This is a genomic window from Xanthobacter autotrophicus, assembly GCF_029991245.1.
Lineage (GTDB): Bacteria > Pseudomonadota > Alphaproteobacteria > Rhizobiales > Xanthobacteraceae > Xanthobacter > Xanthobacter autotrophicus_C.
Genome location: NZ_JAIVFO010000014.1, coordinates 22902 through 49079, shown reverse-complemented (window position 1 = coordinate 49079; position 26178 = coordinate 22902). Strand labels below are relative to the sequence as shown.

The 26178-nt window shown below is 67.6% G+C and carries 27 protein-coding genes and 2 pseudogenes; 12 read left to right on the top strand and 17 right to left on the bottom strand.

What is annotated here, in order from left to right; translation table 11 throughout:
- The 6 genes from tgt to K9U41_RS04680 all read right to left on the bottom strand — a co-directional run.
- Positions 1-1118 (bottom strand): tRNA guanosine(34) transglycosylase Tgt (tgt, locus tag K9U41_RS04705; protein WP_282639701.1); only part of this gene is annotated, 1118 nt, incomplete at its 3' end.
- Positions 1115-2203, bottom strand: coding sequence for a tRNA preQ1(34) S-adenosylmethionine ribosyltransferase-isomerase QueA (gene queA / locus K9U41_RS04700; protein WP_282639700.1), 1089 nt, complete (start codon positions 2201-2203; stop codon positions 1115-1117). The genes queA and tgt, both read right to left, overlap by 4 nt.
- Positions 2204-2257: 54 nt before the next feature.
- Complete coding sequence (locus K9U41_RS04695) at positions 2258-2860, bottom strand: exopolysaccharide biosynthesis protein (protein ID WP_282639699.1); 603 nt, start codon at positions 2858-2860, stop codon at positions 2258-2260.
- 130 nt (positions 2861-2990) lie between these two features.
- Positions 2991-3362, bottom strand: a complete 372-nt coding sequence (locus tag K9U41_RS04690) for a ribbon-helix-helix domain-containing protein (protein WP_282639698.1) — start codon at positions 3360-3362, stop codon at positions 2991-2993.
- Positions 3363-3584: 222 nt separating this feature from the next.
- The gene (locus tag K9U41_RS04685; protein WP_282639697.1) at positions 3585-4166 is read right to left on the bottom strand and encodes a DJ-1/PfpI family protein; all 582 of its coding nucleotides are present in this window, start codon (positions 4164-4166) and stop codon (positions 3585-3587) included.
- 116 nt (positions 4167-4282) lie between these two features.
- A complete protein-coding gene (locus K9U41_RS04680; protein WP_282639696.1) occupies positions 4283-4570 on the bottom strand; it encodes an usg protein in 288 nt (95 codons plus the stop codon).
- A 385-nt stretch (positions 4571-4955) separates the two neighbouring features.
- On the opposite strand from K9U41_RS04680, the gene groES reads away from it, so the two are divergent.
- From groES to K9U41_RS23915, 3 genes and pseudogenes are all read left to right on the top strand, one after another.
- Entirely contained in the window at positions 4956-5270 is a 315-nt protein-coding gene (gene groES, locus K9U41_RS04675; protein ID WP_282639695.1) for a co-chaperone GroES, read from the top strand.
- Between the two features lie 68 nt (positions 5271-5338).
- Positions 5339-6970: a chaperonin GroEL gene (gene groL / locus K9U41_RS04670; protein ID WP_282639694.1), complete on the top strand. Its 1632-nt coding sequence runs from the start codon at positions 5339-5341 to the stop codon at positions 6968-6970.
- A gap of 614 nt (positions 6971-7584) precedes the next feature.
- Positions 7585-7725 (top strand): annotated as a pseudogene (locus K9U41_RS23915) (DUF1236 domain-containing protein); the annotation flags it as partial.
- Positions 7726-7845: 120 nt separating this feature from the next.
- On the opposite strand, the gene mfd reads toward K9U41_RS23915, so the two are convergent.
- Together mfd and K9U41_RS04655 are read right to left on the bottom strand one after the other, a co-directional pair.
- The gene (gene mfd / locus K9U41_RS04660) at positions 7846-11352 is read right to left on the bottom strand and encodes a transcription-repair coupling factor (protein WP_282639692.1); all 3507 of its coding nucleotides are present in this window, start codon (positions 11350-11352) and stop codon (positions 7846-7848) included.
- Between the two features lie 37 nt (positions 11353-11389).
- Positions 11390-11686 carry a succinate dehydrogenase assembly factor 2 gene (locus K9U41_RS04655; RefSeq protein ID WP_149574183.1) on the bottom strand — a complete coding sequence of 99 codons (297 nt, stop codon included), beginning with the start codon at positions 11684-11686 and terminating at the stop codon, positions 11390-11392.
- 406 nt (positions 11687-12092) lie between these two features.
- Between K9U41_RS04655 and cobS the strand changes: the two genes are divergently transcribed.
- The 3 genes from cobS to K9U41_RS04640 all read left to right on the top strand — a co-directional run bounded on the left by cobS (position 12093) and on the right by K9U41_RS04640 (position 13926).
- On the top strand, positions 12093-12890 hold the full coding sequence (cobS, locus tag K9U41_RS04650; protein ID WP_282639691.1) for an adenosylcobinamide-GDP ribazoletransferase: 798 nt from the start codon (positions 12093-12095) through the stop codon (positions 12888-12890).
- A gap of 117 nt (positions 12891-13007) precedes the next feature.
- Entirely contained in the window at positions 13008-13199 is a 192-nt protein-coding gene (locus K9U41_RS04645) for a DUF1289 domain-containing protein (protein WP_282639690.1), read from the top strand.
- Positions 13200-13203: 4 nt separating this feature from the next.
- Positions 13204-13926 carry a retropepsin-like aspartic protease family protein gene (locus K9U41_RS04640; protein ID WP_282639689.1) on the top strand — a complete coding sequence of 241 codons (723 nt, stop codon included), beginning with the start codon at positions 13204-13206 and terminating at the stop codon, positions 13924-13926.
- A 76-nt stretch (positions 13927-14002) separates the two neighbouring features.
- Here K9U41_RS04640 and K9U41_RS04635 read toward each other — a convergent pair whose 3' ends face one another.
- Positions 14003-14548, bottom strand: a complete 546-nt coding sequence (locus tag K9U41_RS04635) for a carboxymuconolactone decarboxylase family protein (RefSeq protein WP_282639688.1) — start codon at positions 14546-14548, stop codon at positions 14003-14005.
- 184 nt (positions 14549-14732) lie between these two features.
- Complete coding sequence (locus K9U41_RS04630; RefSeq protein WP_282639687.1) at positions 14733-15569, bottom strand: aldo/keto reductase; 837 nt, start codon at positions 15567-15569, stop codon at positions 14733-14735.
- A gap of 378 nt (positions 15570-15947) precedes the next feature.
- Here K9U41_RS04630 and K9U41_RS04625 point away from each other — a divergent pair, with 378 nt between their 5' ends.
- The gene (locus K9U41_RS04625; RefSeq protein WP_282639686.1) at positions 15948-17069 is read left to right on the top strand and encodes an alpha/beta hydrolase; all 1122 of its coding nucleotides are present in this window, start codon (positions 15948-15950) and stop codon (positions 17067-17069) included.
- 673 nt (positions 17070-17742) lie between these two features.
- A pseudogene (locus K9U41_RS04620) lies at positions 17743-17892 on the top strand (transposase); the annotation flags it as partial.
- A 22-nt stretch (positions 17893-17914) separates the two neighbouring features.
- Here K9U41_RS04620 and K9U41_RS04615 read toward each other — a convergent pair.
- On the bottom strand, positions 17915-18772 hold the full coding sequence (locus tag K9U41_RS04615) for a LysR family transcriptional regulator (RefSeq protein WP_282639685.1): 858 nt from the start codon (positions 18770-18772) through the stop codon (positions 17915-17917).
- Positions 18773-18868: 96 nt separating this feature from the next.
- Here K9U41_RS04615 and K9U41_RS04610 point away from each other — a divergent pair, with 96 nt between their 5' ends.
- Complete coding sequence (locus tag K9U41_RS04610; RefSeq protein ID WP_282639684.1) at positions 18869-19246, top strand: tautomerase family protein; 378 nt, start codon at positions 18869-18871, stop codon at positions 19244-19246.
- Positions 19247-19403: 157 nt separating this feature from the next.
- On the opposite strand, the gene K9U41_RS04605 is transcribed toward K9U41_RS04610, so the two are convergent.
- The 3 genes from K9U41_RS04605 to K9U41_RS04595 form a co-directional block, all read right to left on the bottom strand.
- Entirely contained in the window at positions 19404-19940 is a 537-nt protein-coding gene (locus tag K9U41_RS04605) for an HPP family protein (protein ID WP_432715725.1), read from the bottom strand.
- A gap of 212 nt (positions 19941-20152) precedes the next feature.
- Positions 20153-20956, bottom strand: a complete 804-nt coding sequence (locus tag K9U41_RS04600) for an SDR family NAD(P)-dependent oxidoreductase (RefSeq protein ID WP_282639682.1) — start codon at positions 20954-20956, stop codon at positions 20153-20155.
- Positions 20957-20993: 37 nt separating this feature from the next.
- Positions 20994-21704: a glutathione S-transferase family protein gene (locus tag K9U41_RS04595; RefSeq protein WP_282639681.1), complete on the bottom strand. Its 711-nt coding sequence runs from the start codon at positions 21702-21704 to the stop codon at positions 20994-20996.
- 168 nt (positions 21705-21872) lie between these two features.
- On the opposite strand from K9U41_RS04595, the gene K9U41_RS04590 reads away from it, so the two are divergent.
- From K9U41_RS04590 to K9U41_RS04580, 3 genes are all read left to right on the top strand, one after another.
- Positions 21873-22586, top strand: coding sequence for a glutathione binding-like protein (locus K9U41_RS04590; protein WP_282639680.1), 714 nt, complete (start codon positions 21873-21875; stop codon positions 22584-22586).
- A 120-nt stretch (positions 22587-22706) separates the two neighbouring features.
- The gene (locus tag K9U41_RS04585; RefSeq protein ID WP_282639679.1) at positions 22707-23297 is read left to right on the top strand and encodes a TetR/AcrR family transcriptional regulator; all 591 of its coding nucleotides are present in this window, start codon (positions 22707-22709) and stop codon (positions 23295-23297) included.
- Between the two features lie 53 nt (positions 23298-23350).
- Entirely contained in the window at positions 23351-24103 is a 753-nt protein-coding gene (locus tag K9U41_RS04580) for a haloacid dehalogenase type II (RefSeq protein WP_282639678.1), read from the top strand.
- Between the two features lie 3 nt (positions 24104-24106).
- Here the strand turns inward: K9U41_RS04580 and K9U41_RS04575 are convergent, their stop codons facing one another.
- The 3 genes from K9U41_RS04575 to K9U41_RS04565 all read right to left on the bottom strand — a co-directional run bounded on the left by K9U41_RS04575 (position 24107) and on the right by K9U41_RS04565 (position 26127).
- A complete protein-coding gene (locus tag K9U41_RS04575) occupies positions 24107-24931 on the bottom strand; it encodes an anti-sigma factor family protein (protein ID WP_282639677.1) in 825 nt (274 codons plus the stop codon).
- Positions 24928-25695 (bottom strand): sigma-70 family RNA polymerase sigma factor, encoded by a 768-nt coding sequence (locus tag K9U41_RS04570; RefSeq protein ID WP_282639676.1) that lies wholly within the window; start codon positions 25693-25695, stop codon positions 24928-24930. Before K9U41_RS04570 ends, K9U41_RS04575 begins: the two co-directional genes overlap by 4 nt.
- A gap of 72 nt (positions 25696-25767) precedes the next feature.
- Positions 25768-26127, bottom strand: a complete 360-nt coding sequence (locus tag K9U41_RS04565; RefSeq protein ID WP_282639702.1) for a cupredoxin domain-containing protein — start codon at positions 26125-26127, stop codon at positions 25768-25770.
- Positions 26128-26178: the final 51 nt, after the last annotated feature.

The window sequence follows — 26178 nt, the reverse complement described above, 5'->3', positions numbered from 1 at the left end:
TCCTTTACCCCTGCCACATAATCCCCATACCGCCCCTCGGCGATGGCAGCGCGGGCACCGGCCATGAGCTGCTCGTAATAATGGACATTGGCCCAGGTGAGCAGCATGGAGCCCAGCATCTCCTCGCAGCGCACCAGGTGGTGGAGATAGGCGCGGGAATAATCGCGGAGGGCCGGGCAGTCGCTTTCCTCGTCCAGCGGACGGGCGTCGTCAGCGTGGCGGGCATTCTTCAGATTGATGCGGCCGAAGCGGGTGAAGGCCAAAGCGTGCCGGCCCGAGCGGGTGGGCATCACGCAATCGAACATGTCGATGCCGCGCGCCACCGATTCCAGAAGGTCGTCCGGCGTGCCCACGCCCATCAGGTAGCGCGGCTTCAGCGCCGGCAAATGCGGCTCCACCGTCTCGATCATGGCCAGCATGACCTCCTGCGGCTCACCCACCGCAAGGCCACCGATGGAATAGCCGGGGAAATCCATGTCCGCCAGCGCGCGGGCCGATTCCACCCGCAGCGCCGGCACCGCCCCGCCCTGCACGATGCCGAACAGGGCCCGGCCCTTCGGCTGCGCCTCGAATGCGCGCTTCGAGCGCTCGGCCCAGCGCAAAGAGAGGCGCATGGCGCGGGCGGCCTCGTCATCCGTGCAGGGCAGGCGCACGCATTCATCGAGCTGCATCTGGATGTCGGCGCCGAGCAGGCCCTGGATCTCCACCGAGCGCTCGGGGCTCATCTCGAAATAGGCGCCGTCCACATGGGAGCGGAAGGTGACGCCCTGCTCGCTCATCTTGCGCAGGCTCGACAGGCTCATCACCTGGAAGCCGCCGGAATCGGTGAGGATCGGCCCGTCCCAGCCCATGAAAGTGTGCAGCCCGCCAAGCCTGGCGATGCGCTCCGCGCCGGGGCGCAGCATGAGGTGGTAGGTGTTGGCGAGCACGATGTCGGCGCCGGTCTGCCGCACCTGGTCGAAATAGAGCCCCTTCACCGTGGCCGCCGTGCCCACCGGCATGAAGGCCGGCGTGCGGATGGCACCGCGCGGCGTCGAGACGAAGCCGGTGCGGGCGGCGCCGTCGGTGGCGGAGAGAGTGAAGGAGAAGGTGTCGGCGAGAGGCTGAGGGCACGTCATGGCCCGCCTTCTGGCAGAAGCAGGCACGCATCGCCATAGGAATAGAAGCGGTAGCCGTTCGCGATGGCATGGGCATAAGCGCGCTTCTGCGCCTCGTGCCCCACGAAGGCGGCCACCAGCATCACCAGCGTCGAGCGCGGCAGGTGGAAGTTGGTGAGCATGCCGTTCACCGCGCGGAAGCGGTAACCGGGGGTGATGAAGATGTCCGTCTCCCCCACGAAGGGGCGGATGAGGCCGTCTTCCCCCGTGGCGCTCTCGATGAGGCGGGTGGAGGTGGAGCCCACGGTGAAGATGCGCCCGCCCGCGGCCTTCACGGCGTTGAGGGCGGCGGCTGTCTCCGCGCTCACCGCGCCCCATTCGGCGTGCATGCGATGGCCGGTGGTGTCCTCCGCCTTCACCGGCAGGAAGGTACCCGCCCCCACATGCAGCGTCACCATGTGCATCCCGGCCCCGGTGGCGGCGATGCGGGCCAGAAGCTCGGGGGTAAAATGCAGGCTCGCCGTGGGCGCGGCCACCGAGCCGGAGACGCGGGCGAACAGGGTCTGGTAGTCGGCGCGGTCGCGGTCGTCCTCGGCGCGGCGGGCGGCGATATAGGGCGGGATGGGCATGTGCCCCACCGCCGTCACCGCCTCGTCCAGCGCCGCGCCCGCAAGATCGAAGGCGAGGACCACCGAGCCGTCCTCCTCCTTGGCCGCGATCTCCGCATCGAGGGCGCCGAGCAGGCAGGCCCTCCCCTCCCCGCCGAAGCGCACACGATCGCCCAACCGCAGGCGCTTGCCCGGCTTGGCGAAGGCCTGCCAGCGCGAGGCGTCCAGCCGCTTGATGAGGTTGGCCTCGATCCGCACCGCCGCGCCGCCGTCGCGCTCGCGCACGCCTTCAAGGGCTGCGGGGATGACGCGGGTGTCGTTCACCACCAAGGCATCGTTGGAGGTGATGAAACCGGGCAGGTCTGCGACCCGCAGGTCGGACAATTCCGGCGTCCCGCCCGGACGCACCACCAGCATCCGCGCGGCATCGCGCGGTTCGGCCGGGCGCAAGGCGATATGCTCCTCCGGGAGGTCGAAGTCGAAGGCGTCAACGCGCATGTTTGAGGGCTGCTGGCTCGAATGGCTGGAATCGGAACAGGGATCGCGGCGGGGTCAGAAGATGGCGACCGCGCCCTGGTAGATGGCCCAGCTCATGGCGGCGGTGATCAGCAGCCCCAGCACCGTCGCGCCGAAGCCGGCGAGGATCACGAGGCCGTCCCGCTCCACCAGCCCAAGGCCGAAGATGCACACGGCGAAGCCCGGCGGCAGATTGCCGAGGAAGGGGATGGGCAAAAGCAGGATGAAGCCCAGCAGCACCACCGTCGCCCCCACCAAGCGGCGGGCGGTGGGGCCGGCGAACTGCTCCAGGCGCGGGCGGGAGAGCTTTTCGAAGCGCTCGATCCAGGGCCGCGAGCGGGTGACGATGCTCTCCAGCATGGCCCGCGAAAAGGTGCGCCTGGCGATGGTCTCCGGCAGCCACAATTCCTGCCGGCCCAAGGCCATCTGCAGGCCGATGAGGCCGAGGATGATGCCGCAGATCACCGGGATTCCGGGCGGCATGGGGATGCAGTTGGGAATGCCGAAGATGAGGAAGAGAATGCCGAAGGCGCGGTTGCGCAAGGCGTTCACCAGGTCGCCAATGGCCACCTTGTCCTCTTCCTGGGCGGCGAGGACGGCGGCGAGCAATTCGGACGTTCGGGGCGTGCGGTGATCCAACGGGACCTCGTTTCCAACCTCGTTTCCACGGGTCACCTTAACTCTTAGCATCGCGAAAACGGCGCTGTCAGGGCGTAGGGTCCTCGAGCCTTGGCCGCATCCACACCATGATGCCGACCCCCGCTTTCCCTCAGGCCGCCGACGATGGCCGGCGGGCGAGGAGGGGCGTGTCGCGCTCGGCGTGGAGGATGCGATCGACATCGAGCACCGCCAGCGCTCCCGCCTCGGGCACGAGGCCCTGGGCCCGCAGCGCCAGATAGCGCCCGCAGCACACCCGCAGGAAAGAGGTGAAATTGTCGATGTCCCGGCCGGCCTGCGCCTTCTCGTCGTAGAGCCGCGACAAAAGCCGGTTCACGGAGAGGCCGTCACGGGCGGCGATATCCTCGATCACGTTCCAGAAGAAGGCTTCGAGCCGCACGCTGGTGCTGAAGCCATTCAGGCGCAGCGCCCGGGTCTCCTGGACCCACAGGGCGGCATCGGCCTCGCTGAACAAACGGCACATGGGATGTTCCTCCCGCTCGCCTGCACCTTGAAACCAAGGCTCATGAGCTTGCCTCACGAGCTTTGGTCAAGCCCACGCGGCACTTGAGCGTACCCACCCGGCATCGGTCAACGACGAAAGGCCGATGGCATGAGATCGACCGGGCGGCCGGCATGCGCGCAACCCCCGCGGTGCGCGCATGCCGTATCGCCGCCCTGCCCCATCCATAACCCGACGGGCAGCTCAAAGCGAGATGGATGTTCCCAATAGGGTAAGGAACTGCGCAACAAAGGCCGGATGCGCCGGCCAGGCGGGGGCGCTCACGAGGTTGCCCTCGGTGACGGCCGCATCCACGGGAATGTCGGCATAGGTGCCGCCGCCAAGCTCCACTTCCGGGCGGCAGGCGGGATAGGCCGAGCAGGTGCGGCCCTTGAGGACGCCGGCGGCCGCCAGCATCTGCGCGCCGTGGCAGATGGCCGCCACCGGCTTGCCGGCGTCGAAGAAATGCCGGACCGCGGCGATCACCTCGGGATAGAGCCGCAGATATTCCGGCGCGCGGCCGCCGGGAACCAGCAGGGCGTCGTAGCTGGCAACATCCACCTCGGCGAAGGTGGCGTTGAGGGCGAAGAGGTGGCCGGGCTTTTCCGTATAAGTCTGGTGGCCCTCGAAATCGTGGATGGCGGTGGCGATCTTGTCGCCGGCCTTCTTGCCGGGGCAGACGCCATGCACCGTGTGCCCCACCGCCAGCAGCGCCTGGTAGGGCACCATGATCTCGTAATCCTCGCCGAAATCGCCGACGATCATCAAAATGCGCTTGCCCGCCATGGCCTTCTCCCCTGTTGCGCCGGAGCGCGAACGCGGCCGGCGTTGAAGGGGCAGGTTAGGACGCGCGTCGCCCGCCGGGTGTTATCCGGTTGCGACAGCCGTCGGCTCCGGGCCGATCAGTTCAACAGGAACATCCCGTCCACGGTCCGCAGCTCCGCCGGCTTGATGAGCCCGCTATGGGCCACCCGCACCGAATGGAGCTGCCCCTCGATCTCCCGTTGCCAGAAATCGAGGAACTTGTTGAGTTCGGGAAACCGCGGGCAGAGGTCGTATTCCTGCCAGAGATAGGTCTGAAGAAGGGCGGGATGGTCGGGCATCCGGTAGAGGATCTCGGCCGTGGCGAGGCCGTAGCCCTCCATCTGCAGGACGAAATCACGCGACACCTTGGACGGATGGGACACCATGGGGCACACCTCCATATCCCTGTCCCGGACGTCTCACGGCCGGCGTGGAGACCGTCGGGACCAGACAATTGCATTGTCGGCTCCAAAGTTTCCAACGACCAAGGCTAAAGATTGGTTTCTGTCTGCGAAAACAATGGTCTAGCAGCCTCAAGCCAGGACTGCTGACAGCCACCCTGATGAAGGGGTGGGCGCACAGAAATCAGGCGGGGCGCTCCCGCAGCCTTGATTTCATTCGTATTTCGGCCCTGCTAGCACTCCGCTCCCACGAGTGCTAAATTTTTTCCGCACCCCCTTGCGGGACGAAAACCGCGGTCTTAGATCGCGGTCGGGCCGGGTGCTCTAGGCCCGGCGCCTTGAATTGAAGCATCGAACCGGAGGTTTCCCGATGGGTTTCCGTCCTCTGCACGACCGCGTGGTTGTGAAGCGCATCGAAGCCGAGCAGAAGACTGCCGGCGGCATCATCATTCCCGACAGCGTCAAGGAAAAGCCCCAGCAGGGCGAAGTCATCGCCGTGGGCCCGGGCGCCCGCAACGAGAAGGGCGAGCTCGTCGCCCTCGACGTGAAGGCCGGCGACCTGGTGCTGTTCGGCAAGTGGTCGGGCACCGAGGTGAAGATCGACGGCCAGGATCTCCTGATCATGAAGGAGAGCGACATCCTCGGCGTGCTCGAGACTTCGGCCAACGCCCAGAAGGCCGCCTGAGTCAGCCCGGCTGACCACGGCTTTCACACAGATCCCGTCTTTCGTCCCACTTTGAAGGAGCAGGCCACATGGCTGCCAAGGACGTAAAATTTTCCGTTGATGCGCGCGACAAGGTTCTGCGCGGCGTCGACATCCTCGCCAATGCCGTGAAGGTCACCCTCGGTCCCAAGGGCCGCAACGTGGTGATCGAGAAGAGCTTCGGCGCCCCCCGCATCACCAAGGACGGTGTGTCGGTGGCCAAGGAGATCGAGCTGGAAGACCGGTTCGAGAACCTCGGCGCCCAGCTGGTGCGTGAAGTCGCCTCCAAGACCAACGATCTGGCCGGCGACGGCACCACCACCGCCACCGTGCTGGCCCAGGCCATCGTCCGCGAGGGCGCCAAGGCGGTTGCCGCCGGCATGAACCCCATGGACCTGAAGCGCGGCATCGACCTCGCGGTGGACGCCATCGTCAAGGACCTGGCCGCCAACTCGCGCAAGGTGACCTCCAACGACGAGATCGCCCAGGTCGGCACCATCTCCGCCAACGGCGACGCCGAGGTCGGCAAGTTCCTCGCCGAGGCCATGAAGAAGGTCGGCAACGAGGGCGTCATCACCGTCGAGGAAGCCAAGACCGCCGAGACCGAGCTGGACGTGGTCGAGGGCATGCAGTTCGACCGCGGCTACCTCTCGCCCTACTTCGTGACCAACGCCGAAAAGATGCGCGTTGAGTTCGAGGAACCCTACATCCTCATCAACGAGAAGAAGCTCTCCGGCCTCCAGGAGCTGCTGCCCGTGCTCGAGGCGGTGGTGCAGTCGGCCCGTCCGCTGCTGATCATCGCCGAGGACGTGGAAGGCGAGGCGCTCGCCACCCTCGTGGTGAACAAGCTGCGCGGCGGCCTCAAGGTCGCGGCCGTGAAGGCTCCCGGCTTCGGCGATCGCCGCAAAGCCATGCTGCAGGACATCGCGATCCTCACCGGCGGCACCGTGATCTCCGACGATCTCGGCATCAAGCTCGACAGCGTGAACCTCTCCATGCTCGGCCGCGCCAAGAAGGTGGTGATCGAGAAGGAGAACACCACCATCGTCGACGGCTCCGGCGAGAAGGCCGACATCGAGGCCCGCATCGCCCAGATCCGCGCCCAGATCGAGACCACCACCTCCGACTACGACCGTGAGAAGGCGCAGGAGCGCCTTGCCAAGCTCGCCGGCGGCGTCGCCGTGGTGCGCGTGGGCGGCTCCACGGAAGTGGAAGTCAAGGAGAAGAAGGATCGCGTGGACGACGCCCTGCACGCCACCCGCGCCGCGGTGGAAGAAGGCATCGTCCCCGGCGGCGGCGTGGCCCTGCTGCGCTCCATCAAGGCGCTCGAGGGCCTGAAGGTCGATAATGCCGACCAGAAGACCGGCATCGAGATCGTCCGCCGCGCCATCCAGGCTCCGGCCCGCCAGATCGTCCAGAACGCGGGCGACGACGGTTCCGTGGTGGTGGGCAAGATCCTGGAGTCCTCGGACTACAGCTTCGGCTACAACGCCCAGACCGGCGAATATGTGGACATGGTGAAGGCCGGCATCATCGACCCCACCAAGGTCGTGCGCACCGCCCTTCAGGATGCCGCCTCCGTGTCGGGCCTGCTCATCACCACCGAGGCGCTCATCGCCGAGCTGCCGAAGAAGAACGCCCCCGCGGCCCCGGCCATGCCGGGCGGCGGCATGGACTTCTGAGGTAGAACAGGCCTGCGACGCCGCCCGGCGAGTTTTTGCGTAACGCAAACCGGCAACAGCCGGTTTGCCCGGGCGGCGGCATGGACTTCTGAGGTAGAACGAACCTCTGACGCCGCCCGGCGAGTCTTTGCGTAACGCAAACCGGCAACAGCCGGCTTGCCCGGGCGGCGAAGCAACTTGAGTGAGTTCGGCCGGGCCTTGTGCCCGGCCGTTTCTTTTTGCGCACCAGGCTTCGCCCAGCGGTGCCGATCCCGTCCCTTCAACTCCCGCTGATCCCTCCCCTGACACCATGGCGGGTGCCCCTCGGGCACGCTATGGTTGGGCAGGGAGAGCAGACCAAAACGCCCCGTAAGGTCGCGCGCCCGGCCGGGACGGCCTGTCCGTCCGGCCATCGGGAAGTGTCGAGCACGAAAGGATCAGTCATGAAGACGACCATTGTCGCGGCAGCCCTCGTTCTGGCGCTGGGCTCCACCGCCGTATTCGCGCAGGGCGTGGTCAAGGGCGCCGAGCAGGGCGCCAACAAGGGTGCCGAAGTGGGCGACAAGGCGGCCGGGCCGGTGGGCACCGCCGTGGGCGGCACGGTGGGTGGCGTCGGCGGCGCCGTCACCGGTGGCGTGGCCGGCGGCGTGAAGGGCACCGGCGAAGGCGCCAAGGAAGGTGCCCGCGCCGGCGAGAAAGCGGCCGGCCCCGTGGGCGCCGTGGTGGGCGGCACGGTGGGCGCGGTGGGCGGCGCCGTCGGCGGCGTGCTCGGCGTCAAGTAGGCCGAACGCTTCCCGGCACAGCCGGAGCCACAGAACAACAAGACCCGCCGCGGCAGCGCCCCGGCGGGTCTTTTCATGTCGGCAACCGCACGGCGGCAGGCCCGGAGCCCCCTCTCAGAGCGCCTTCTTGCCCGCCAGCGCGGCGAGCTTCTTCAGCACCACCAGCGTGCCCTTCAGCCGGGCCTCGGCGGTGGACCAGTCGCGCAGGAACACCACCTTGAAGTCGGGCCGCACCTTGGCCTGGTTGCCCTCCTGCCCGATGAGCTTCACGAGGCCCGAGGGGTCGGCGAACTCGTTGTCGCGGAAGCCCAGCACCACGCCCTTGGGGCCGGCGTCCACCTTCTCCACATTGGCCTTGCGGGCCAGCGCCTTGATCTGGGTGAGCTTCAAGAGCTGGCCTACCTCCTCCGGCGTCGGGCCGAAGCGGTCCACCAGCTCCGCCCCGAAGGCGTCGATCTCGCCGTCGTCCTGGATGTCCGCGAGGCGGCGGTAGAGGGTGAGGCGCACGTGGAGGTCGGCCACATAGTCCTCCGGGATCAGCACCGGCATGCCGATGGTGATGTTGGGGGACCACTTGTCGTCCACATAGTCGGTGATGCCGGCCTTGAGGTGGGCAATCGCCTCCTGCAGCATCTCCTGGTAAAGCTCGTAGCCCACTTCCTTGATGTGGCCCGACTGCTCGTCGCCCAAGAGATTGCCGGCGCCGCGGATGTCGAGGTCGTGGCTCGCCAGCTGGAAGCCGGCGCCCAGCGTCTCCAGCGACTGCAGCACCTTCAGCCGGCGTTCCGCCTGCACCGTCATGGGCTTGCTCGCCGGCACGGTGAAGATGGCATAGGCCCGCGCCTTGGCCCGGCCCACGCGGCCGCGCAACTGGTAGAGCTGGGCGAGGCCGAACATGTCGGCGCGGTGCACGATCAGCGTGTTGGCATTGGGCACGTCGAGGCCGGATTCCACAATTGTGGTGGAGAGCAGCACATCATACTGGCCGTCGTAGAAGGCGGTCATGATGTCTTCCAGCGCCCCGGCGGCGAGCTGGCCGTGGGCCACCGCCACCTTCACCTCGGGCACGGACGCGGCCAGGAACTCGCGCACCTCGCCCAGATCCTCGATGCGCGGCACCACATAGAAGCTCTGGCCGCCGCGATAGCGCTCGCGTAGCAGCGCCTCGCGCACCACCAGCGGATCGAACGGCGTGATGAAGGTGCGCACCGCCAGACGGTCCACCGGCGGCGTGGCGATGATGGAAAGCTCGCGCACCCCTGTCATGGCCAGTTGCAGGGTGCGGGGGATGGGGGTGGCGGTCAGCGTCAGCACATGAACTTCGGCGCGCAGCTGCTTCAGCCGCTCCTTGTGGGAGACGCCGAAATGCTGCTCCTCGTCCACGATGACCAGGCCGAGGTCCTTGAAGCTGATGGCCTTGCCCAGCAAGGCGTGGGTGCCCACCACGATGTCCACCGTGCCGTCGGCGATGCCCTTCTTCACGGCGGTGAGGTCCTTGCCCGTCACCATGCGCGAGGCCTGGGCGATGTTCACCGGCAGGCCCTTGAAGCGCTCGGAGAAGGTCTTGTGATGCTGGCGGGCCAGCAGCGTGGTGGGCACCACCACCGCCACCTGCTTGCCGGAGAGCGCCACGGCGAAGGCGGCGCGCAGGGCCACTTCCGTCTTGCCGAAGCCCACGTCGCCGCAGATCAGCCGGTCCATGGGGTGGCCGGAGGCGAGGTCGTCCAGCACCGCGTCGATGGCGGCGTCCTGGTCGTCGGTCTCCTCATAGGGGAAGCGGGCGCGGAACTCGTCGTAGAGGCCCATGGCCGGCACCAGCTTGGGTGCCTCGCCGAGCTGGCGCTGGGCGGCGATCTTGATGAGTTCGGACGCCATCTCGCGGATGCGCTTCTTCATCCGCGCCTTGCGCGCCTGCCAGGCGCCGCCGCCCAGCTTGTCGAGCTGGGCTTCGGTGTCCTCCGAGCCGTAGCGGCTCAGCAGTTCGAGATTTTCCACCGGCAGGAACAGCTTGTCGCCGCCGGCGTAGTGGATCTCCAGGCAGTCGTGGGGGGCGCCCATGGCCTCCACGGTCTTCAGGCCGATGAAGCGGCCGATGCCGTGGTCCACATGCACCACGAGGTCGCCGGCGGTGAGCGCGGTGAGTTCCGTCAGCACGTCCTGCGGGCGGCGGGCCTTGCGCTTGGGGCGCACCAGCCGGTCGCCGAGGATGTCCTGCTCGCCGATGACGGCGAAGTCCGGCGTCTCGAAGCCGGCCTCCAGCCCGAACACGGCCAGCGCCGCCTGCGTCTTGGGCAGGGCGGCGAGGCTGTCGAAGCGGGAGATGGCGGCGAGGCCCTTCAGCCCGTGGTCGGCCAGCACCGTGCCCAGCCGCTCGCGCGAGCCCTCGGACCAGCCGGCGAGGATCACCTTCTTGGCCTTCTGCAGCTCGCGCACATGGGTGATGGCGGCGTCGAAGACGTTGGCATCCTGCTCCGCCCGCTCGGCGGCGAAGGAGCGGCCCTGCACGCCGCCAAGATCGATGACGCGGGCCTCCGCCCCCTCCGGCGCGGCGAAGGGGCTGAGCCGCGCGAGGCTGTGGCGCGCCAGCCGCTTGTTCCATTCGGGGCCGGAGAGATAGAGCCGGTCCGCCGGCAGGGGATTGTAGATGGTGCCGCCGCCCAGCTCCTGCCCCCCCTTCCGGGCGTCGTAATAATCGGCGATCTGGGCGATGCGCTCGCCGCCCGCCTCTTCCGCCAGCGGGTCGAGCAGCAGGGTGCCGCCCTCCAGATAGTCGAACAGCGTGTCCATGCGCTCGTGGAACAGGGGCAGCCAGTGTTCCATGCCGGCGTGGCGGCGGCCTTCGCTCACCGCCTCATAGAGGGTGTCGCCCTTCCGGGCGGCGCCGAACTCCGCCACATAGGCCATGCGGAAGCGCCGCATGGTTTCCGTGGTCAGCTGGAACTCGGCCATGGGCACCAGTTCCAGGGAGCGGACCTGCCCGGTGGTACGCTGGGTCTCGGGATCGAAGGCGCGGATGGTCTCCAGCGTGTCGCCGAAGAAGTCGAGGCGGATGGGGGCGTCGAGGCCCGGCGGAAACAGGTCGATGAGGCCGCCGCGCACCGCATATTCGCCTGTGTCGCGCACGGTGGGGGTGCGCAGGAAGCCGTTCTGCTCGGCCCATTGGGTCACGCCCTCAAGGTCGATGGTATTGCCCGGCGCGGCCACCAGCGATTGCGCCGCCACCAGCCCCTTGGCCGGCACCCGCTGCACCGTGGCGTTCACGGTGGTGAGTAGCACGCTGGCAGCGCCGCCCTTGACGCGCGCAAGCTTTGCCAGGGTCGCCATGCGCCGGGCCAGGATGGACGGGTTGGGCGAGGCGCGGTCGTAAGGCAGGCAATCCCACGAGGGAAAGCTCAGCACCTCCAGCTCCGGCGCGAAGAAGGCCAGGCCCCGCTCCAGCGCCGCCATGCGCTGGCCGTCCCGGCAGATGACGGTGAGGCTCGGCCAGGGTGCATTCTTGCGCCCGGCGAGGGAGCGGGCGAGGTCCGCCACCACCATGCCCTCCATGCCGTCCGCGACGCGGGAGAGGATGAGCGGCCGGCCTTCGGCCAGCGCATCGGCAAGGAGCTGGGGACGCTTCACGAGGGTACTCCGGGGAGGAATCAAGGCGGCGGCGCGGTCAGGCCGGCAGGCCGCGTCCGGACAGATGGAAGTCGCAGATCTTGCGGAACAGCGGCGTGTCGAATTCGGCGGGCGTCGGCTCGCTGCCGCTGATCCAGGAGAAGACCTTCTGGTCCTCGGGCTCCAGCAATTCCTCGAAGGCGTCCAGCTCGGCGTCGGAGAGGGCCTCGATCTCCACATTGGCGAAGCCGCCCAGGATGAGGTCCATCTCGCGCATGCCGCGATGCCAGGCGCGGAACAGGATGCGGCGACGGCGCTCGTCCAGACCGTCGCTGGACCTCGTTAAGCCGGTCATGATCTCGATGCCTCCAAAGCACGGCGTCGGCCGGGCCAAAAGGCCCGTCCGTGCCCGGCATATAGGGGCATGGCGCGCGGTTTGGCCAGTGGGACGCGCTGGCGCGGGGGACGCCCTCGTACCCCGGCCGACTGAAGCGGCAGCGCAAGGAGAATTGCGAGGAGAGCTGGGGCCCAGCGCAAAAGTCCGCCGCAGGCGCTGCCTCCCCCCAATTGTTGAAGCCATCGCCTGCTGCGCAGAACTTGTCTCCTGGGTGCCGGCTCGGCGCTCCGGCTTCGCCGTCGCTGGTCCGGCACACGAGCCCATCGCGGTGATCCCGCCCCTTGACCCCGGCCGCAAGACAGGCTCCCAAGGGCGAGCGGCGGGCTCGATCCGGCGCGCCACCGCCACGGCCAGCCGGAACGCCATGCAGCTCGATCGGATCGCACAAGACCTCGTCGCCGCCCTGCGCTTCTATTCGCGGCTGCCCATCCCCGCCGGACGCGACGACCCCGACGCCTTCGCCATGCCCAGCCTCGACCGCATCGCCTATGCCATTCCCCTGGCGGGCGCGGTCATCGGGCTGATCGGCGCGGTGGTGCTGGTGGGGGCCGTGGCGCTGAAGCTGCCGGCGTTCCTCGCATCGGTTCTGGCGGTCACCGCCCTGGTGCTGGCCACCGGCGCCTTCCACGAGGATGGACTGGCCGACACGGCGGACGGCCTCGGTGGCGGGCGGGACAAGGCCCAGCGCCTCGCCATCATGCGCGACAGCCGCATCGGCACCTATGGCGGCTGCGCCCTCATCCTGGCGCTGCTGCTGCGGGTGGCGGCGCTGGAGGCCCTCGTGATGTCGGCCGGAATGGTCCGCGCGGCGCTGGTGCTGGTGGCGGCGGAAGCGGCCTCCCGCGCGGCCGGGGTGCTGCTGCTCCTTGCCCTGCCCCCTGCCCGCACCGATGGTGCCGGCGCCTCATTGGGACGCCCCTCGGAAGCGGCGGGCCTTGCCTGCGCTCTGGTGGCGGCGCTGCTGGTGGCGGTCATCCTGGTGCCGGGCTTCGGCATCAGCACCGCCTTTGCCGGCCTCATCGCCCCCCTGGTGGCGCTGTTCGCCATGATGCGGCTGTCGGGCCGGCTGATCGGCGGGCAGACCGGAGACGTGGCCGGCGCCACCCAGCAGGTGGCGGTGATTGTCTTCCTCCTCGGCGTGCTTATCTTCCCTGGCAGGTGAGGCGGGACACGAGTCGCCGCCGCCAGCTTCCATTGATCGAACCCAACGAGTGCCGCGCCATTGACGTTGAGACCACCCGGACAGACGCCTGACACGGAGGCCACCGCGACGCCGTCTATGGAGACGCCATGCATCAAGCTGTGCGCCATCGAGCCCCTCAGCGGACTGTGCCTCGGCTGCGGCCGCTCGCTGCGTGAAATCGGCGCCTGGGTTTCCTATTCGCCTCCCATGCGCGCCGCCGTCATGGCCGCGCTCCCCCAGCGCCTCGCCCGGCTCAAGGCCGAAGCGCGCGACAGCGCACCGGACTGACGCCATGCGCAGCGACCGCCTCCTGTGGATCCTGCTGCTCGGCCTGTTCGGCGGGGTGGTGGTGCTCGCCGTCCATCACGAGCAGGGCGAGGTCGCGGGCATCGACCTCAACCAGTTCGGCGCGCTGGTGAGCCAGCTGGCCATCGCGGTCTTCATCGGGGCTGGCCTGTGGTCGGTGGTCCGCGGCCGCATCGGCGAATCCCTCATGGCCGCCGCCTTCTGGCTGGTGCTCGCAGCCCTCCTCGCCCTCGGCTACACCTATCGGGAGCCGCTGAACCAGGTGGGTCGGCGGGTGCTGGCGGAAGTGGCGCCGGGCTATGCGGTGAATGTTGCCCAGCCGGGCAGCGTCGCGGTGGAGGTGGCGCGCGGGAGCGGCGGCGACTTCGGCGTGCGCGCCGCCATCAACGGCACCAGCATGAACATGCTGGTGGATACCGGCGCCTCCTCCGTGGTACTGACCCACGAGGCGGCGAAGGCCGTCGGCCTGCCGGTGGACTTCCTGAAATACGACGTGCCCGTGGACACCGCCGGCGGACGCACCCGCGCGGCCGCCGTGGTGCTCGACAACATCATCATCGGCGGCATCGTGGAGCGCCACGTGCCGGCCCTCGTCTCCCCGCCCGGCATGCTGCGCACCAGCCTGCTCGGCATGAGCTTCCTGTCGCGGCTCCAGGCCTTCGAGTTCCGCGGCGACCGCCTGCTGATGCGCGGCGCCGCCGAGCGCTGAACGCCCCTCCGGCAGGCGCTCCGGCTTTGACGCGTTTTCTGCACGCGACCCGGCATCCACTTCGCTCGAAAACGCTCTATTGGCCCTTGGCCGGGGTCGATGCCGGGCCGGCCTTCATCTTCGCGGCGGCCATGGCCATGGCGGTGTCGGTCTCCTTCATGAACTGCGCCTCGTCCACCTGCATGCCGTTCAGCACCGTGCTCCAGTGGCGCGTAATGGCGGCCATGGCCACGGCCTCGCGGATCTCCGCCTCGCTCGCCCCGTGCAGGCGGGCTGCGGCGGTGTGGAAATAGACGCAATAGTGGCACGGCACCTGAGCCGCCACCGCGAGCCCGATCAGTTCCTTCTCCTTCCCGGACAAGTGGGTCTGCGGGTTGATCTGCACCGCCTTGAACTCGGCCCAGGCTCCGGCGATGCCCGCATCGGGGAACGCCTTGAAGAAGCTCGGCACGAGGCCGAGGGTCTGCTCGATGTCGCGATAAGTCTCCTCGGCGCTCACGGAGCGGGTCATGGCCTGCGCCGGCGATTGGGCTTGCGCCGGACCGACGGGCAGGCAGGCGATGGCCACCGCGATACCAAGGCTCGCGGCGCCGAACGCGTGGTGGTGGACACTGTGGGACATGGCGGAAACTCCCCTTTCAGGGATGCGGCCCTCCAGCCGTTCTCCGACCTGACATCAACGCCGCTGCCCCGCCCCAGTTCCATCGCGGCCAAAAGACCCGCGCCGGCTCACGGAAAGCACTCCAGATTCATATTTTGATGCGGTTTCGTCACGCGAACCGGGACCCACTTCGCTCGAAAACGCTCTAAAGCATCTCCAGCCCCACCTTGCGGCGCGGCGCGGGGAAGGCGCGATCGATGGCGGCAAGGTCGTCCGCATCAAGTACGAGGTCGCGGGCGGCCGCGTTCATAGCCACATGGGCGATGCGGCTCGCCTTGGGGATGGCGATGACGTCACCGCGTCGCATGACCCAGGCGAGCGCCACCTGGAACGGGTCCACGCCGTGCTTCTTCGCCACCGCGCCCAGCGCGCCGCCCCGCGGCAGGCGGGCCTGCTCGATGGGGCTGTAGGCCATGGCCGGAATACCGGCTTCGGCGAGGAGGGGCAGGAGATCGAATTCCGGTCCGCGCCGGCTCGGATTATAGAGCACCTGGTTGGCGGCGCAGGCGCGCCCGCCCGGCGCCGCCAGCAGCTCTTCCATGTCGTCGGTGTCGAGATTGCTGACGCCCCACATGCGGATCTTGCCCGCCGCCTGCAGCGCCTCGAACCCGGCGATGGTCTCTCTGAGCGCATGGCTGCCGCGCCAATGCAGCAGATAAAGGTCGATCACCTCGGTCTTCAGCCGCTTCAGGCTGCGTTCGCAGGCGGCCTGGACCCCGGCCCGGCTGGCATTGTGGGGATAGACCTTGCTGACGAGGAACACCTCGTCGCGCCGGCCGGCCATGGCCTCGCCCACCACCTCTTCGGCGCCGCCATCCGCATACATCTCGGCGGTGTCGATGAGCGTGAGGCCGAGGTCGAGCCCCGCGCGCAGGGCGGCCACCTCCCCGGCCCGCGCCGACGCGCTCTCCCCCATGTACCAGGTGCCCTGGCCGAGGGCGGGCACGGTTTCACCGTTGGGAAGCCTGACGGTCTTTGGCATATGGTATTCCAGCGTTGATTTTCGCGGCGACCTTAAGACCTGGGAACGGCCGGCGAAAGAGCATCGCCGGGGCTCGCGCCGGAAACCACAGGAGAGAGTTGCCGTTGTGGACGCCACAACCTGCATTGAGGCTGGTCGGGCGGGCACGACCCTCGGCCTCACCTGAGGCGATACAATACGTTCTGAGCTGTTCACCATTGGGGGCACGCGCGAAAGGCGTCCCCGTTTCCCCAGTTTGCCTTGTGCCTTTCATCCCTTACAAAGGGGTACTGGGCTCAGAAGGCTGGCACGGCTTCCCAACCAAGGGCGGTAATATTGGACGGTGCTGGAGTTTCAAGACGACGGGCATCCGCCTGGACCCGCCTGCTTGCGCCGCTGATGATCGTGGCACTCGCCGGCTGCGCGCGGCCCGAGGGCCTGCTGGTTCCGGTGGCGATCGACGCGCCCACCGCCGGCAAGGTGGACATGCTGGTGGCGACCACCCGCGCGCCGAGCGATGCCGAGGGCGTGCTCTTCACCGGCGAGCGGGGCGATGGCCTCGCCTTCACCAATATCGTGGTCTCCATCCCGCCCAACCGTGAGGTGGGCTCGATCCAGTGGCCGAGCCGGGTGCCGGCGGACCCCGCGCGGGAATTCGCGGTGACGCGGGTGGACCCCATCCCCAACAGGCAGGTCTTTTCCTGGTACCGGCAGCAGCCACGCACCAAGCACCGGGTGCTCATCTTTGTCCACGGCTTCAACACCCGCTTTGATGCGTCGGTGTTCCGCTTTGCCCAGTTCATCCACGATACCAGCGCCGATTACATGCCGGTGCTGTTCACCTGGCCATCCCGCGGGCGGATCACCGATTATCTCTACGATCGGGAAAGCGCCAATTTCTCGCGGTCGGACCTGGCCTATGTGCTCTCGTCCGCGGTCAGGAGCCCGCAGGTGGACGAGGTGGTGGTGCTCGCCCATTCCATGGGCGCATGGCTTGCCATGGAATCCCTGCGCCAGCTTGCCCTGAGCGAAGGGCGGGTGCCGGCCAAGATCACCAATGTGGTGCTCGCCTCCCCCGACCTCGACATCGACGTGTTCGAGCGGCAGGTGCAGGACCTGGGGCCGAAGCGGCCGCACCTCACCCTCTTCGTTTCCCGCAACGACCAGGCATTGGGCGTGTCGCGCCTGCTGGCCGGACAGGTGACGCGGGTGGGCGCGGTGGACCTCACCAATCCCGACTATAGCGCGCGCCTCGAGCAGGCGACGGGCATCGTCGTTCTGGACCTCACCGCATTGCAGGGCGGCGACGCGCTGAACCACAGCAAGTTCGCCACCCAGCCCGACATGGTGCGCCTGCTCGGCGACCGGCTGATGGCCGGCCAGAGCATCTCGGACGATGTCACGCCCGGCGCAACCGCGGTCCAGGCCGTCGGCGGCGCGGTGGGCACGGTGGTCACGGCCCCTTCCAGCTGCCGATCCAGGTGTTCGCGGCCGGGCGCAACTGATAGCCACGGGCGATGAGCTTGACTCATAGCCCGTCGGTTCAAGCCTGCGTGGCGCCTGAGCGAACCCACTTGGCCTCGGTCGAAGGCCGAAGCCAATGGCATGACGCCCGCCGGAGTCGGCCGGCCAGAAGGTGGCGCGTCCCCGGTGCTATGGAATGGGGGCGACCACGTTCTCGTAGAAGAGATTGACGTCCGTATTTTCCTGCTGCGAGGTCATGCGCAGGGGCAGGCCATTGCCGGTGCCGATCCAGACCCGCTGCGGGCCGAGCGGCCCGGCCCCCTCGATGGGCGGCGGCGTATATTGATAGATGGTTCATGTAGATGATGTCCCCGATGGCGATGAGTTCCATGGGCGGGACGCCGGTGAAGGTCATGGTCTGCCGATAGGACGGCACCTTCGCGTGGGCCTCATAGGCGTCGTAGATGGTCTGGCAGTCGTTCGCCTGCACGCCCTGGACCTGGGCGAAGCCGCGCACTTCTAGACTTGGCGTCACCCTGCCGTAACGTTACGTTTCCAGCTTCCAGAATGTGCGATCCATGGCGCCAGAGCGGCTGAGCAGCCTGGGAAGATGCCCATAGCGGAAGGAAAGCTGCTGGTCGGCCTCGTTGGCCGACTTTCCATAGAATGTGAGTTTCATAGAGCGCCGCAGCCAGTCCCGTTCGATCCGCCCCGCTGTGCCTGCGGCTGATTGAGCGTGCCGGGTGTCGGACCGATCACGGCTCTCGCCTTCCAGGCGACGATCGACCCGCCGGATCGCTTCCGGCGATCGCGGGATGTCGGCGCCCATCTGGGGCTTACCCCGGCGCGCTATCAATCCGGCGAGACGCAAATGGTCGGCCCTGCGCAACCAGAGAAGGCTCCTAGCCTCGCACCGCACTCCTGAAGGCGGCCGAAAGCGCGTCGAGCGCATCGCGGGGTCGGCCGTCCCTGATTCTCGTGTGAAGCAGCACTGGCAAGCGCGGCAGGTCAGGAAGGCCGAACTTGCGGCCGACCTCGACGGCGCCGAAGGGCAGCATGCGTGGAGCCAATGCCGCAACACCGAGCCCGGCCATGACTGCGGCAGCGACTGCCATGACGCCCCCGCCGACGAAAACTTCCGTCCAGGGCACCCCAGCCCCATCAAGGAGCTGCCCCGCCATTGCACGCACGCCGCACGGCTCGGCCATCGTGGCCAGCGGCAGGGGCTCGCCCGCACGGTGCTGCCAGCTTGGTGAAGCGAACCAGCCGAACTTTTCCTCCGTGAGCATGTCTCCGTCGCTCCGCCCCGCATGCAGGCGGACGATCACCGTGTCGAGTTCGCGCCGGTCGAAGCTTTGAAGCAGATCGCCCGATGATCCGATTCGGATTTCGATCAGCAACTGCGGGTCTTGCACGTTCATGCGCGCGATCAGGGCGGGAAGCTCGGGGCCCGCCACATGATCGCTGATGCCGATGGTGAGGCGTTGCCGGCTTTTGGCGAATATGGCGAGGGCGCGATCCTGTGCCGCCAAGAGCGCGCGGGCATGTTCCAGGAAGGCATCGCCCCGCGCCGTAAGCTGCACATAGCGAGGCGTCCGCTCGACGAGCCGGCAGCCCACCCGCTCTTCAAGCCGCTTCAGCTTCAGACTGATCGCAGCCTGCGTCGTCCGCATCGCTTCGGCCGCGCGGGTGAAGCTGCCAAGCTCCGCGATGCAGATGAAAGCCCGGACGGCGTCCAGGTCGAGGGGGCGCTCAATCATTTCCAATCATTATCATTCATATTATTATTCATAGCATATCGAAATGACAGGACGGCGTCTAACCTTGAAACGGGTCACAGAAGCAAAGGACTCGCGATGCCGCTCATTCACATCTCAATGCGCGCCGGAAAGCCCGCAGCGTACCGGCAGGCCATTTTCGACAGCCTCTACCGCGCTCTGCGCGAGACGCTTGGCGTGCCCGAAGACGACCAGTTCATGACTATCAGCGAGCATGACGCCGCGAACTTCCGCTACGGTGCGGCCTTCGGTGTCACGAGGAGCGACGATCTCGTCTATATCGGGATCACCGTCTTCAATACCCGCACAGCGGAGCAGAAGAAGGCGCTGTTCAGGCGTATTGCGGAGCTGCTCGGCGAGAACCCGGGCATCCGGCCGGAAAACGTGTTCGTGGTCATCGCCGATGCCGCGAAGGAAAATTGGTCCGTTGGCCACGGCCTCCAGCAGTTTGTCTGAGACCATCGCACAATCGTGCAAGGCAAGCCCACGGGCTGAGGGCTACTCATGACATGCGCTCATCCGAAAGCGCACGGCAGGCGGCGGCTGTTCGTATTGGCGGCCCCGGCAGCCAGGATGATGGCGAGAGCCCTTGACCGTGGTTACCGCTCCGGGCCTACCACCAGCGCGACGGCCAGCTTCCCCGCCGGGCCATATTGTGCCAGCCGAACGCATAGAGCGACAGAAGCACGGCGCCGACGCCCACTGGGATCAGCAGGAAACCGGGCTTCATAGTCTCCATCACCACGATAATGGGATTGATGGCCGCCGGTGGATGCATGGTGCCGCTGGCCCGCATGGCGACCATCGCGAGTCCCACCGCCACCGCCGCCGCCGGCTCGGAGCGCCCGAAAACCGCGAGCATGGCCAGGCCCACCAGCGTCGAGACCAGATGGCCGCCAACCAGCGCCCGGGGCTGGGCCGCCTCTGCCTCAGGCATGCCCAGGACCAGAACGATGGAGGTCGCGAACGGAATGAGTGCCAGCGGCGTCTCACCGAAATAGGCCGCGATTTCCATGGCGGCGATCGCCAGCGTCCCGCCCAGCCCCTGCCAGCACCAGAGCAGGAGCGTGCGCCCGTCTCTGCCAAGAAAGCTACGCGGGGGAGCGCGTGTTTCGGATGGGGGGCCGGGCTGTGGCGCGGAAGAAGGCATGCCTTATTTTGCACCAGTACGCGATCCAGTCGCAAATGCGAATTGTCCTGGCCGGCAATCCGCGACGAGCCGGGGGCTCCAAGCCGTCCCTTGCGCTTTTTACTCCGAAGGACAGCCTCTGGAGGGAGCCGCCCAGGCGGCGCCAACCGGCGCCACTCATTTCAAGACCTCGTCCTTTGGCGTTTCCGGATGCGAACCGTAGCCGCCGCCCGCTATAGCGCCGAGTGGTCGCGCACCGCCTCGGCCAGCGCCGGCTTGAGATCGGCGAAGCGTCGGTCGAGGGCGGTGGGGTCGGAGCGATTGAGGGCGATCATCTGTGCCCGGGCCTCGCCACCCCGCACCACCTCGAATCCATCCCCTTCGATGGCGACGATGACCGCGTCCGCAACCGCCTCCGCCGGCTCCTTGGTGAAGCCCACCTCGGCGCCGGCCCGGCTTGTGCGCATCATCGGGGTATCCGTCGCACCGGGATAGATGGTCAGCACACCCACGCCCTCACCCACCAGTTCCCGCCGAAGCGCCTCGTCGAAACGTGCAAGGCCTGCCTTGGTGGCGGCATAGGTGGCATAGAAGGGCATGCCGATGAGCGCGATGGCTGAGGTGACGTCGGCGATCAGCCCCTCGCCGCTGGCCCGGAGCGCCGGCAGGGCAGCGCGGGTGAGGAGGATGGGGGCGACAAGGTCCACCTCCACCATGGCACGGATTTCGGCCTCGCTCGTCTCCTCCAGACGGCCAGCGCGCACGCCACCTGCATTGTTGACGAGGATATCGAGCCCACCCAGGTGCGCCAGCTCGCCATCGAGCGTCGCCACCCGCCCGGCCGTCTCGGTCACGTCGGCGCGGATGCCATGGATCTCGCCCTTGGCCTTGAGTTCGGCCACCGTCGCGTCGATGGCATCCTGCCTGCGGCCGCTGATCACCACCCGCGCGCCCTTCTCAAGAAGAGCGGCGGTAATGGCGCGACCGATGCCGCTCGAGCCCCCGGTGACGAGGACCCGCTTTCCTTCGATCTTCATGGCTTCTTCCTTCGAGAGACCACCAGCGCCGGTCGGCTCACTTCGCCGCCGCGGGCGGATAGTTGGAGGGGAAAAGGGCGCGGCGGCTTTCCTCGTCGCCGGAAGCCTTGAAGCTGTGGTCCGTGCCCACCGCGCGGGCGCGCGCCATCGCCGCGCGGCCGTCGATCTCCGCGAACCAGCGCTTCAGGTTGGGGAAGCCGGACAGGGGATCGCTCTCCACCTTCAACACCCGCGCGGCGCGGTCGAGCCAGCCCCAGGCCGACATGTCAGCGATGGTGTAGGTTTCGCCCACGATGAAGCGGCGGGTGGCAAGATGGTCGTCGAGCACCTTGTAGTGCCGCTCCACTTCCCGACGGTAGCGGTTGACGGCATAGTCGAGGCCCTGCGGCGCCGCATGCTGGAAATGCACCGCCTGCCCCGAGAACGGGCCGAGCCCGCTGGCAAGGAAGAGCAGCCAGGACAGAAGCTCCGGCCGGTCCTGAGGCGTGCCCAGGAACTGCCCCGTCTTCTCCGCGAGATAGAGCAGGATAGCGGTGGAATCGAACACCCGGACCTCGCGGCCTCCGGGACCCTCGGTGTCGACGATGGCCGGCACCTTGCCGTTGGGATTGATGGCGCGAAACGCCGGCAGGTGCTGCTCGCCCTTCGCCGTATCGACGGGCACCACCTCGTAGGGGAGGCCTGCCTCCTCCAGGAACAGGGCGACCTTGGCGGGATTGGGCGTGGGATGGAAGTAGAAGCGGATCAAGGGATCACCTTTGCCAGGGCGGGCCGAGCCTTGCGGACGGAGCGCATTTGCATTTTAGATCGACTGATATAGAATGCACGGCGACGCAGGGATCGCAAGATCGCATCCGCGAATTTTATGTGACGCTGGCGGATCCGCGTGGCGTTCAGCGCATCAAGGGCTCTGAGAATGATCGATCTTTATTATTGGCCGACACCCAACGGCCACAAGATCACGCTCTTTCTGGAAGAGACCGGGCTCGACTACCGGATTGTCCCGGTGGATATCAGCGCCGGAGACCAGTTCAAGCCGGATTTTCTTGCGATTGCGCCCAACAACCGCATGCCAGCCATCGTCGATCACGAACCCGCCGACAAGGGTGCGTCGATCTCGGTGTTCGAATCCGGCGCCATCCTGCTCTATCTCGCCGAGAAGACGGGGCGCTTCATCCCCGCCGACCTGCGCAGCCGCACCAGCGTCACCCAATGGCTGTTCTGGCAGATGGGCGGGCTTGGCCCCATGGCCGGGCAGAACCACCATTTCAGCCAGTACGCGCCAGAGAAGATCCCCTACGCCATCGAGCGCTACGTGAAGGAGACGAACCGGCTCTACGGCGTGCTCGACCGCCGGCTGGCGGCGAAAGCCGAAACCGGGGCGGCATATGTGGCGGGCGCGGACTATTCCATCGCCGACATGGCCATCTATCCCTGGATCGTGCCCTACCAGCGCCAGAGCCAGGATCTCGCCGACTTCCCCCACCTCAAGCGCTGGTTCGAGGCCGTGGCGGCGCGGCCGGCGACCATCGCCGCCTATGCCAGGGGCGAGCCCTATTCCAGCCGTCCGGCGGTGACCGAGGAAGGCAAGAAGATCCTCTTCGGCCAGACCGCGCGCCGCGCCGGGTGACGACAAGGCGGGCGGGCGCTGGAGCGTTTTCGAGCGAAGTGGATACCGGTTCGCGTGAAGAAAACGCATTAACGCTCTAGCCTTGCCCGCGTACCCCAACGAAGAAAGACCACGTGAGACATGGCACGGCCAAGGGCGTTCGACGAAAACGAGGTTCTGGACGCGGCGATCCACTGCTTCTGGACGCGCGGCTATGAGGCCACCTCCGTGCGCGACCTCGCGTCCAGCATGGGGCTGACCGGAGCCAGCCTCTACAACGCCTTCGGCGACAAGCACGCGCTCTATGAACGCGCGCTTCAGCGCTATGTGGACGAGAGCGTGGCCGACCGCATCCGGCGCCTGGAGGATCCCGCCGTCGCCCCGCGTGCGGCCATCGGCGCCTTCTTCGACGAGGTGATGGAGCGCTCGCTGAACGATCCGGACATGAAAGGCTGCATGGTGGTCAATGCCGCCGTGGAACTCGGCCCCCACGATCCCGACATGCGGGCTGCCGCAGGCCGCACCCTCGGCGAGATCGAAGCCTTCTTCCGCCGCCGCGTGGCGGCGGGCCAGAAGGACGGCGCCATCAGTGCCGATCAGACGGCGGAGGATCTCGCGCGCATGCTGCTCGGCGTGCTGCTCGGCATCCGGGTCCTGTCCCGCATCCGGCCCGAGCGGGCGCTGCTGGAAGGCGTGCTGCGTCCGGCGCTTGCGGCACTGGAGCCGAGCTGAGCCGGGCCGTCCGGAGCAGCGGTCCCTTTCATCGATCCGGAGAGAAAGCGCCCATGATCAAGGCCTTCGTGTTCGACGCCTACGGCACCCTCTATGACGTGCAGTCGGTCGCCGACGTGACCGAACGGGCCTTTCCCGGCCATGGCGAGATCATCACCCAGATCTGGCGCATGAAGCAGCTGGAATACAGCTGGCTGCGCTCGCTCATGAACGACTACCGCGACTTCTGGACGGTGACGCGGGAGGCGCTGACCTACACCCTCGGCGTTCTCGGCCTCACACCCACCGCCACCTTGTTCGATGATATGGCCGAGGCCTATAACCGCCTCACGCCCTATCCGGACGCCGTGCCAGCGCTTATCGGCCTGTCCGGCGCGCGCCGGGCCATCCTGTCCAACGGCAGCCCGCAGATGCTCGATACGCTGGTGGGTGGCTCCGCCCTGCGCGACCTGATCGAGAGCACCATCAGCGTGGACGAAAAGCGTGTGTTCAAGCCTGACCCGCGCGCCTACGAGCTGGTGGAGGAGCGGCTCGGAGTGAAGCCGCATGAGGTGGTCTTCGTCTCCTCGAACGGCTTCGACATCGCCGGCGCCAAGCGCTTCGGCTTCCGCGTCGCCCGTATTGTGCGCGTGCCCCAGGGTGCACTCACCCAAGAGATCTCTGAGCAGAGGAGCAACACCGCCGGCGCGCTGCGGCCAGTGACGCTCTACAAGGCGTTACGCACCCAGGAGGAAGCTCTCGGTTATGCGCCGGATTTCGTGGTCTCCTCCCTCGCCGACCTGTCGCGCCTCGCCGTCGCCACCTGAACCCTATTTCGGCAGCGCCTCAAGGAAATCCTCCTGGAATTCCTTGAGTTCCACCGTGTTGAGGTCGGAGATGGCCCAGTAGGTCAGGCCAGCCTCGGACCAGTTGAGAAGGGTGTAGCCCTCATGGGCGCGCGCCATGAACGCCTTGGGTACGCGCGCGTCGGAGCCGGCAGGCCAGACGAAGACATTGATGACATGCCCGTTGCGGCGATAGACGAGGGCCGCCACCACCCGCCCGCCGATATAGTCGAGCCGCCCCCCCGCCAGCGGAAAGCCACGCGCCGCAAGATCCACCACCGGGGGCGAGAAATCGATTTTACCGCCGAACCAGGGCTTCACCGTGTGTTGGTTCGAGCTTGCCACGTCGGTGAGATGCTCCGCCAGCAGGGAGCGGACATGGCCGGCGACCAGTTCCTCCTCCAGCGATGACCCGCCCCTCGGCGGCAACACCACCAGGAGCAGCGCCACCGCGAGCACCGCCAGCGAAGGAATGACGCTCCAGCGCCGGAGCGAGGGCAGCATGGCGCGCAGCCGGCCGACCAGACCGGCCATCCCGGAAGGCCCGGCCGCCGCCGCGCTGCGTTCCCGCGCGAAGGTGGCAATCACGCTGTCGCGCAGGGCCGGCGGCGCGCGCCAGCGCACGTCATCCTGGCTCATGACCCGCCGCACCAGCGTCATGCGTTCGAGGGCGCCCGCACATGCGGGGCAACCGGCGAGGTGGCGTTCCACGTCCATCACATGGGCGGCATCCAGCTCGCCATCGAGGTATCCGTTCAGCAGCCCCTCCCATGCGGCGCAGGGCCCGGTTTCTGGAATAGGCGTGCTCATGGGGTCGCCTCCCCGTCTGGCGTGGCGCGCAACCAGAGATCCACGAACAGCCGGCGCGCGCGGGACAGGCGCGACATCACCGTGCCCACCGGCACCCCCGCTACCTCCGCGATCTCGCGGTAAGACAGCTCGTCCAGCTCGCGCAGCACCAGCACCTCGCGCAGCGGCTCGGGAAGGTGTTCCAGCAGCGCACGCACGGCTTCCGCCTCGGTGCTGCGCAGGAGAAGGCTCTCGGGCGTGTCACCGTCAACAGGGAGACTGACCGCATCGTCCCGCGCCTCTCCTTCGCCATGCGGCGGGGCGGCGGACGGTGGCGCCCGCCGATGCTTGAGACGCCACGTTCCATGGCAATTGCGTACGATGGCGAGCAGCCACGCCCGCGGGCTCAGGCCCCGGAAATCGGCAAAGCTGCGATAGGCGCGCAGGAAGGCCTCCTGCACGATGTCCTGCGCCACATCCGGATCCCGGCTCAGGTAGCGCGCAAGGTTATAGGCTGCGTCGAGGTGCGGCAGGATCAGCGCGTCGAACCGCGCCGCCCCAGCCGCATCGAGCCCGCGATCGGCGGCCGGCGCAGCGTACCCATGGCGGGCCGCGAGTTCCGCCATGGGATGGGCATGGGCGGAGCGGATGCGGGCGACGCCGGGCACCACGGCGGCGAGGCAGAGGACAAAAGCCCGCCATCCGTCGAGGACGAAAAATGCACCCGCCCCTCCCGCCTCCCCGGCGGGACACCACGGCGCGTATCCCGAACCTGCTGCCAGCATCGACCTGCCCCGCTTCCTCAAGCTCTATCGCAGCGGAACCCCGTGTTCCGCTGCGAGTCTTATTCGTTGAAATCAGCCCGCAGGTTTCACCACCACCTTGCCAGTCATGTGGGGATGCAACGAGCAGAAATACGTGAAGTCCCCGGCCGTGTTGAAGGTGAAGGAGTACTTGCCTTCCGTATCGAGAACCTTGGACCGGAAGGGCTGCTTCTTGTCGACGACCGTGTGCGGAATGTCGTCATTGTTCACCCAGGTGACGGTGGTGCCGGGCGCAACCGTTACCTCGGCTGGGGTGAAGGTGAAATTGTCAATTGAGACCGTCACCTCCTCCCCGGCGGCGGCCGGCCGTGCCGCAAGGCCGAGGGCAAGGGCGAGGAGGGTTGCGGCAAGGAGGGGCACGACGGGATTGGCCCGCGAGACGGGAAGCTGCATGATCGGCTGGCGCACGAAAAACTCCTTTCAGGACAGCGGGACGGGGCAAAG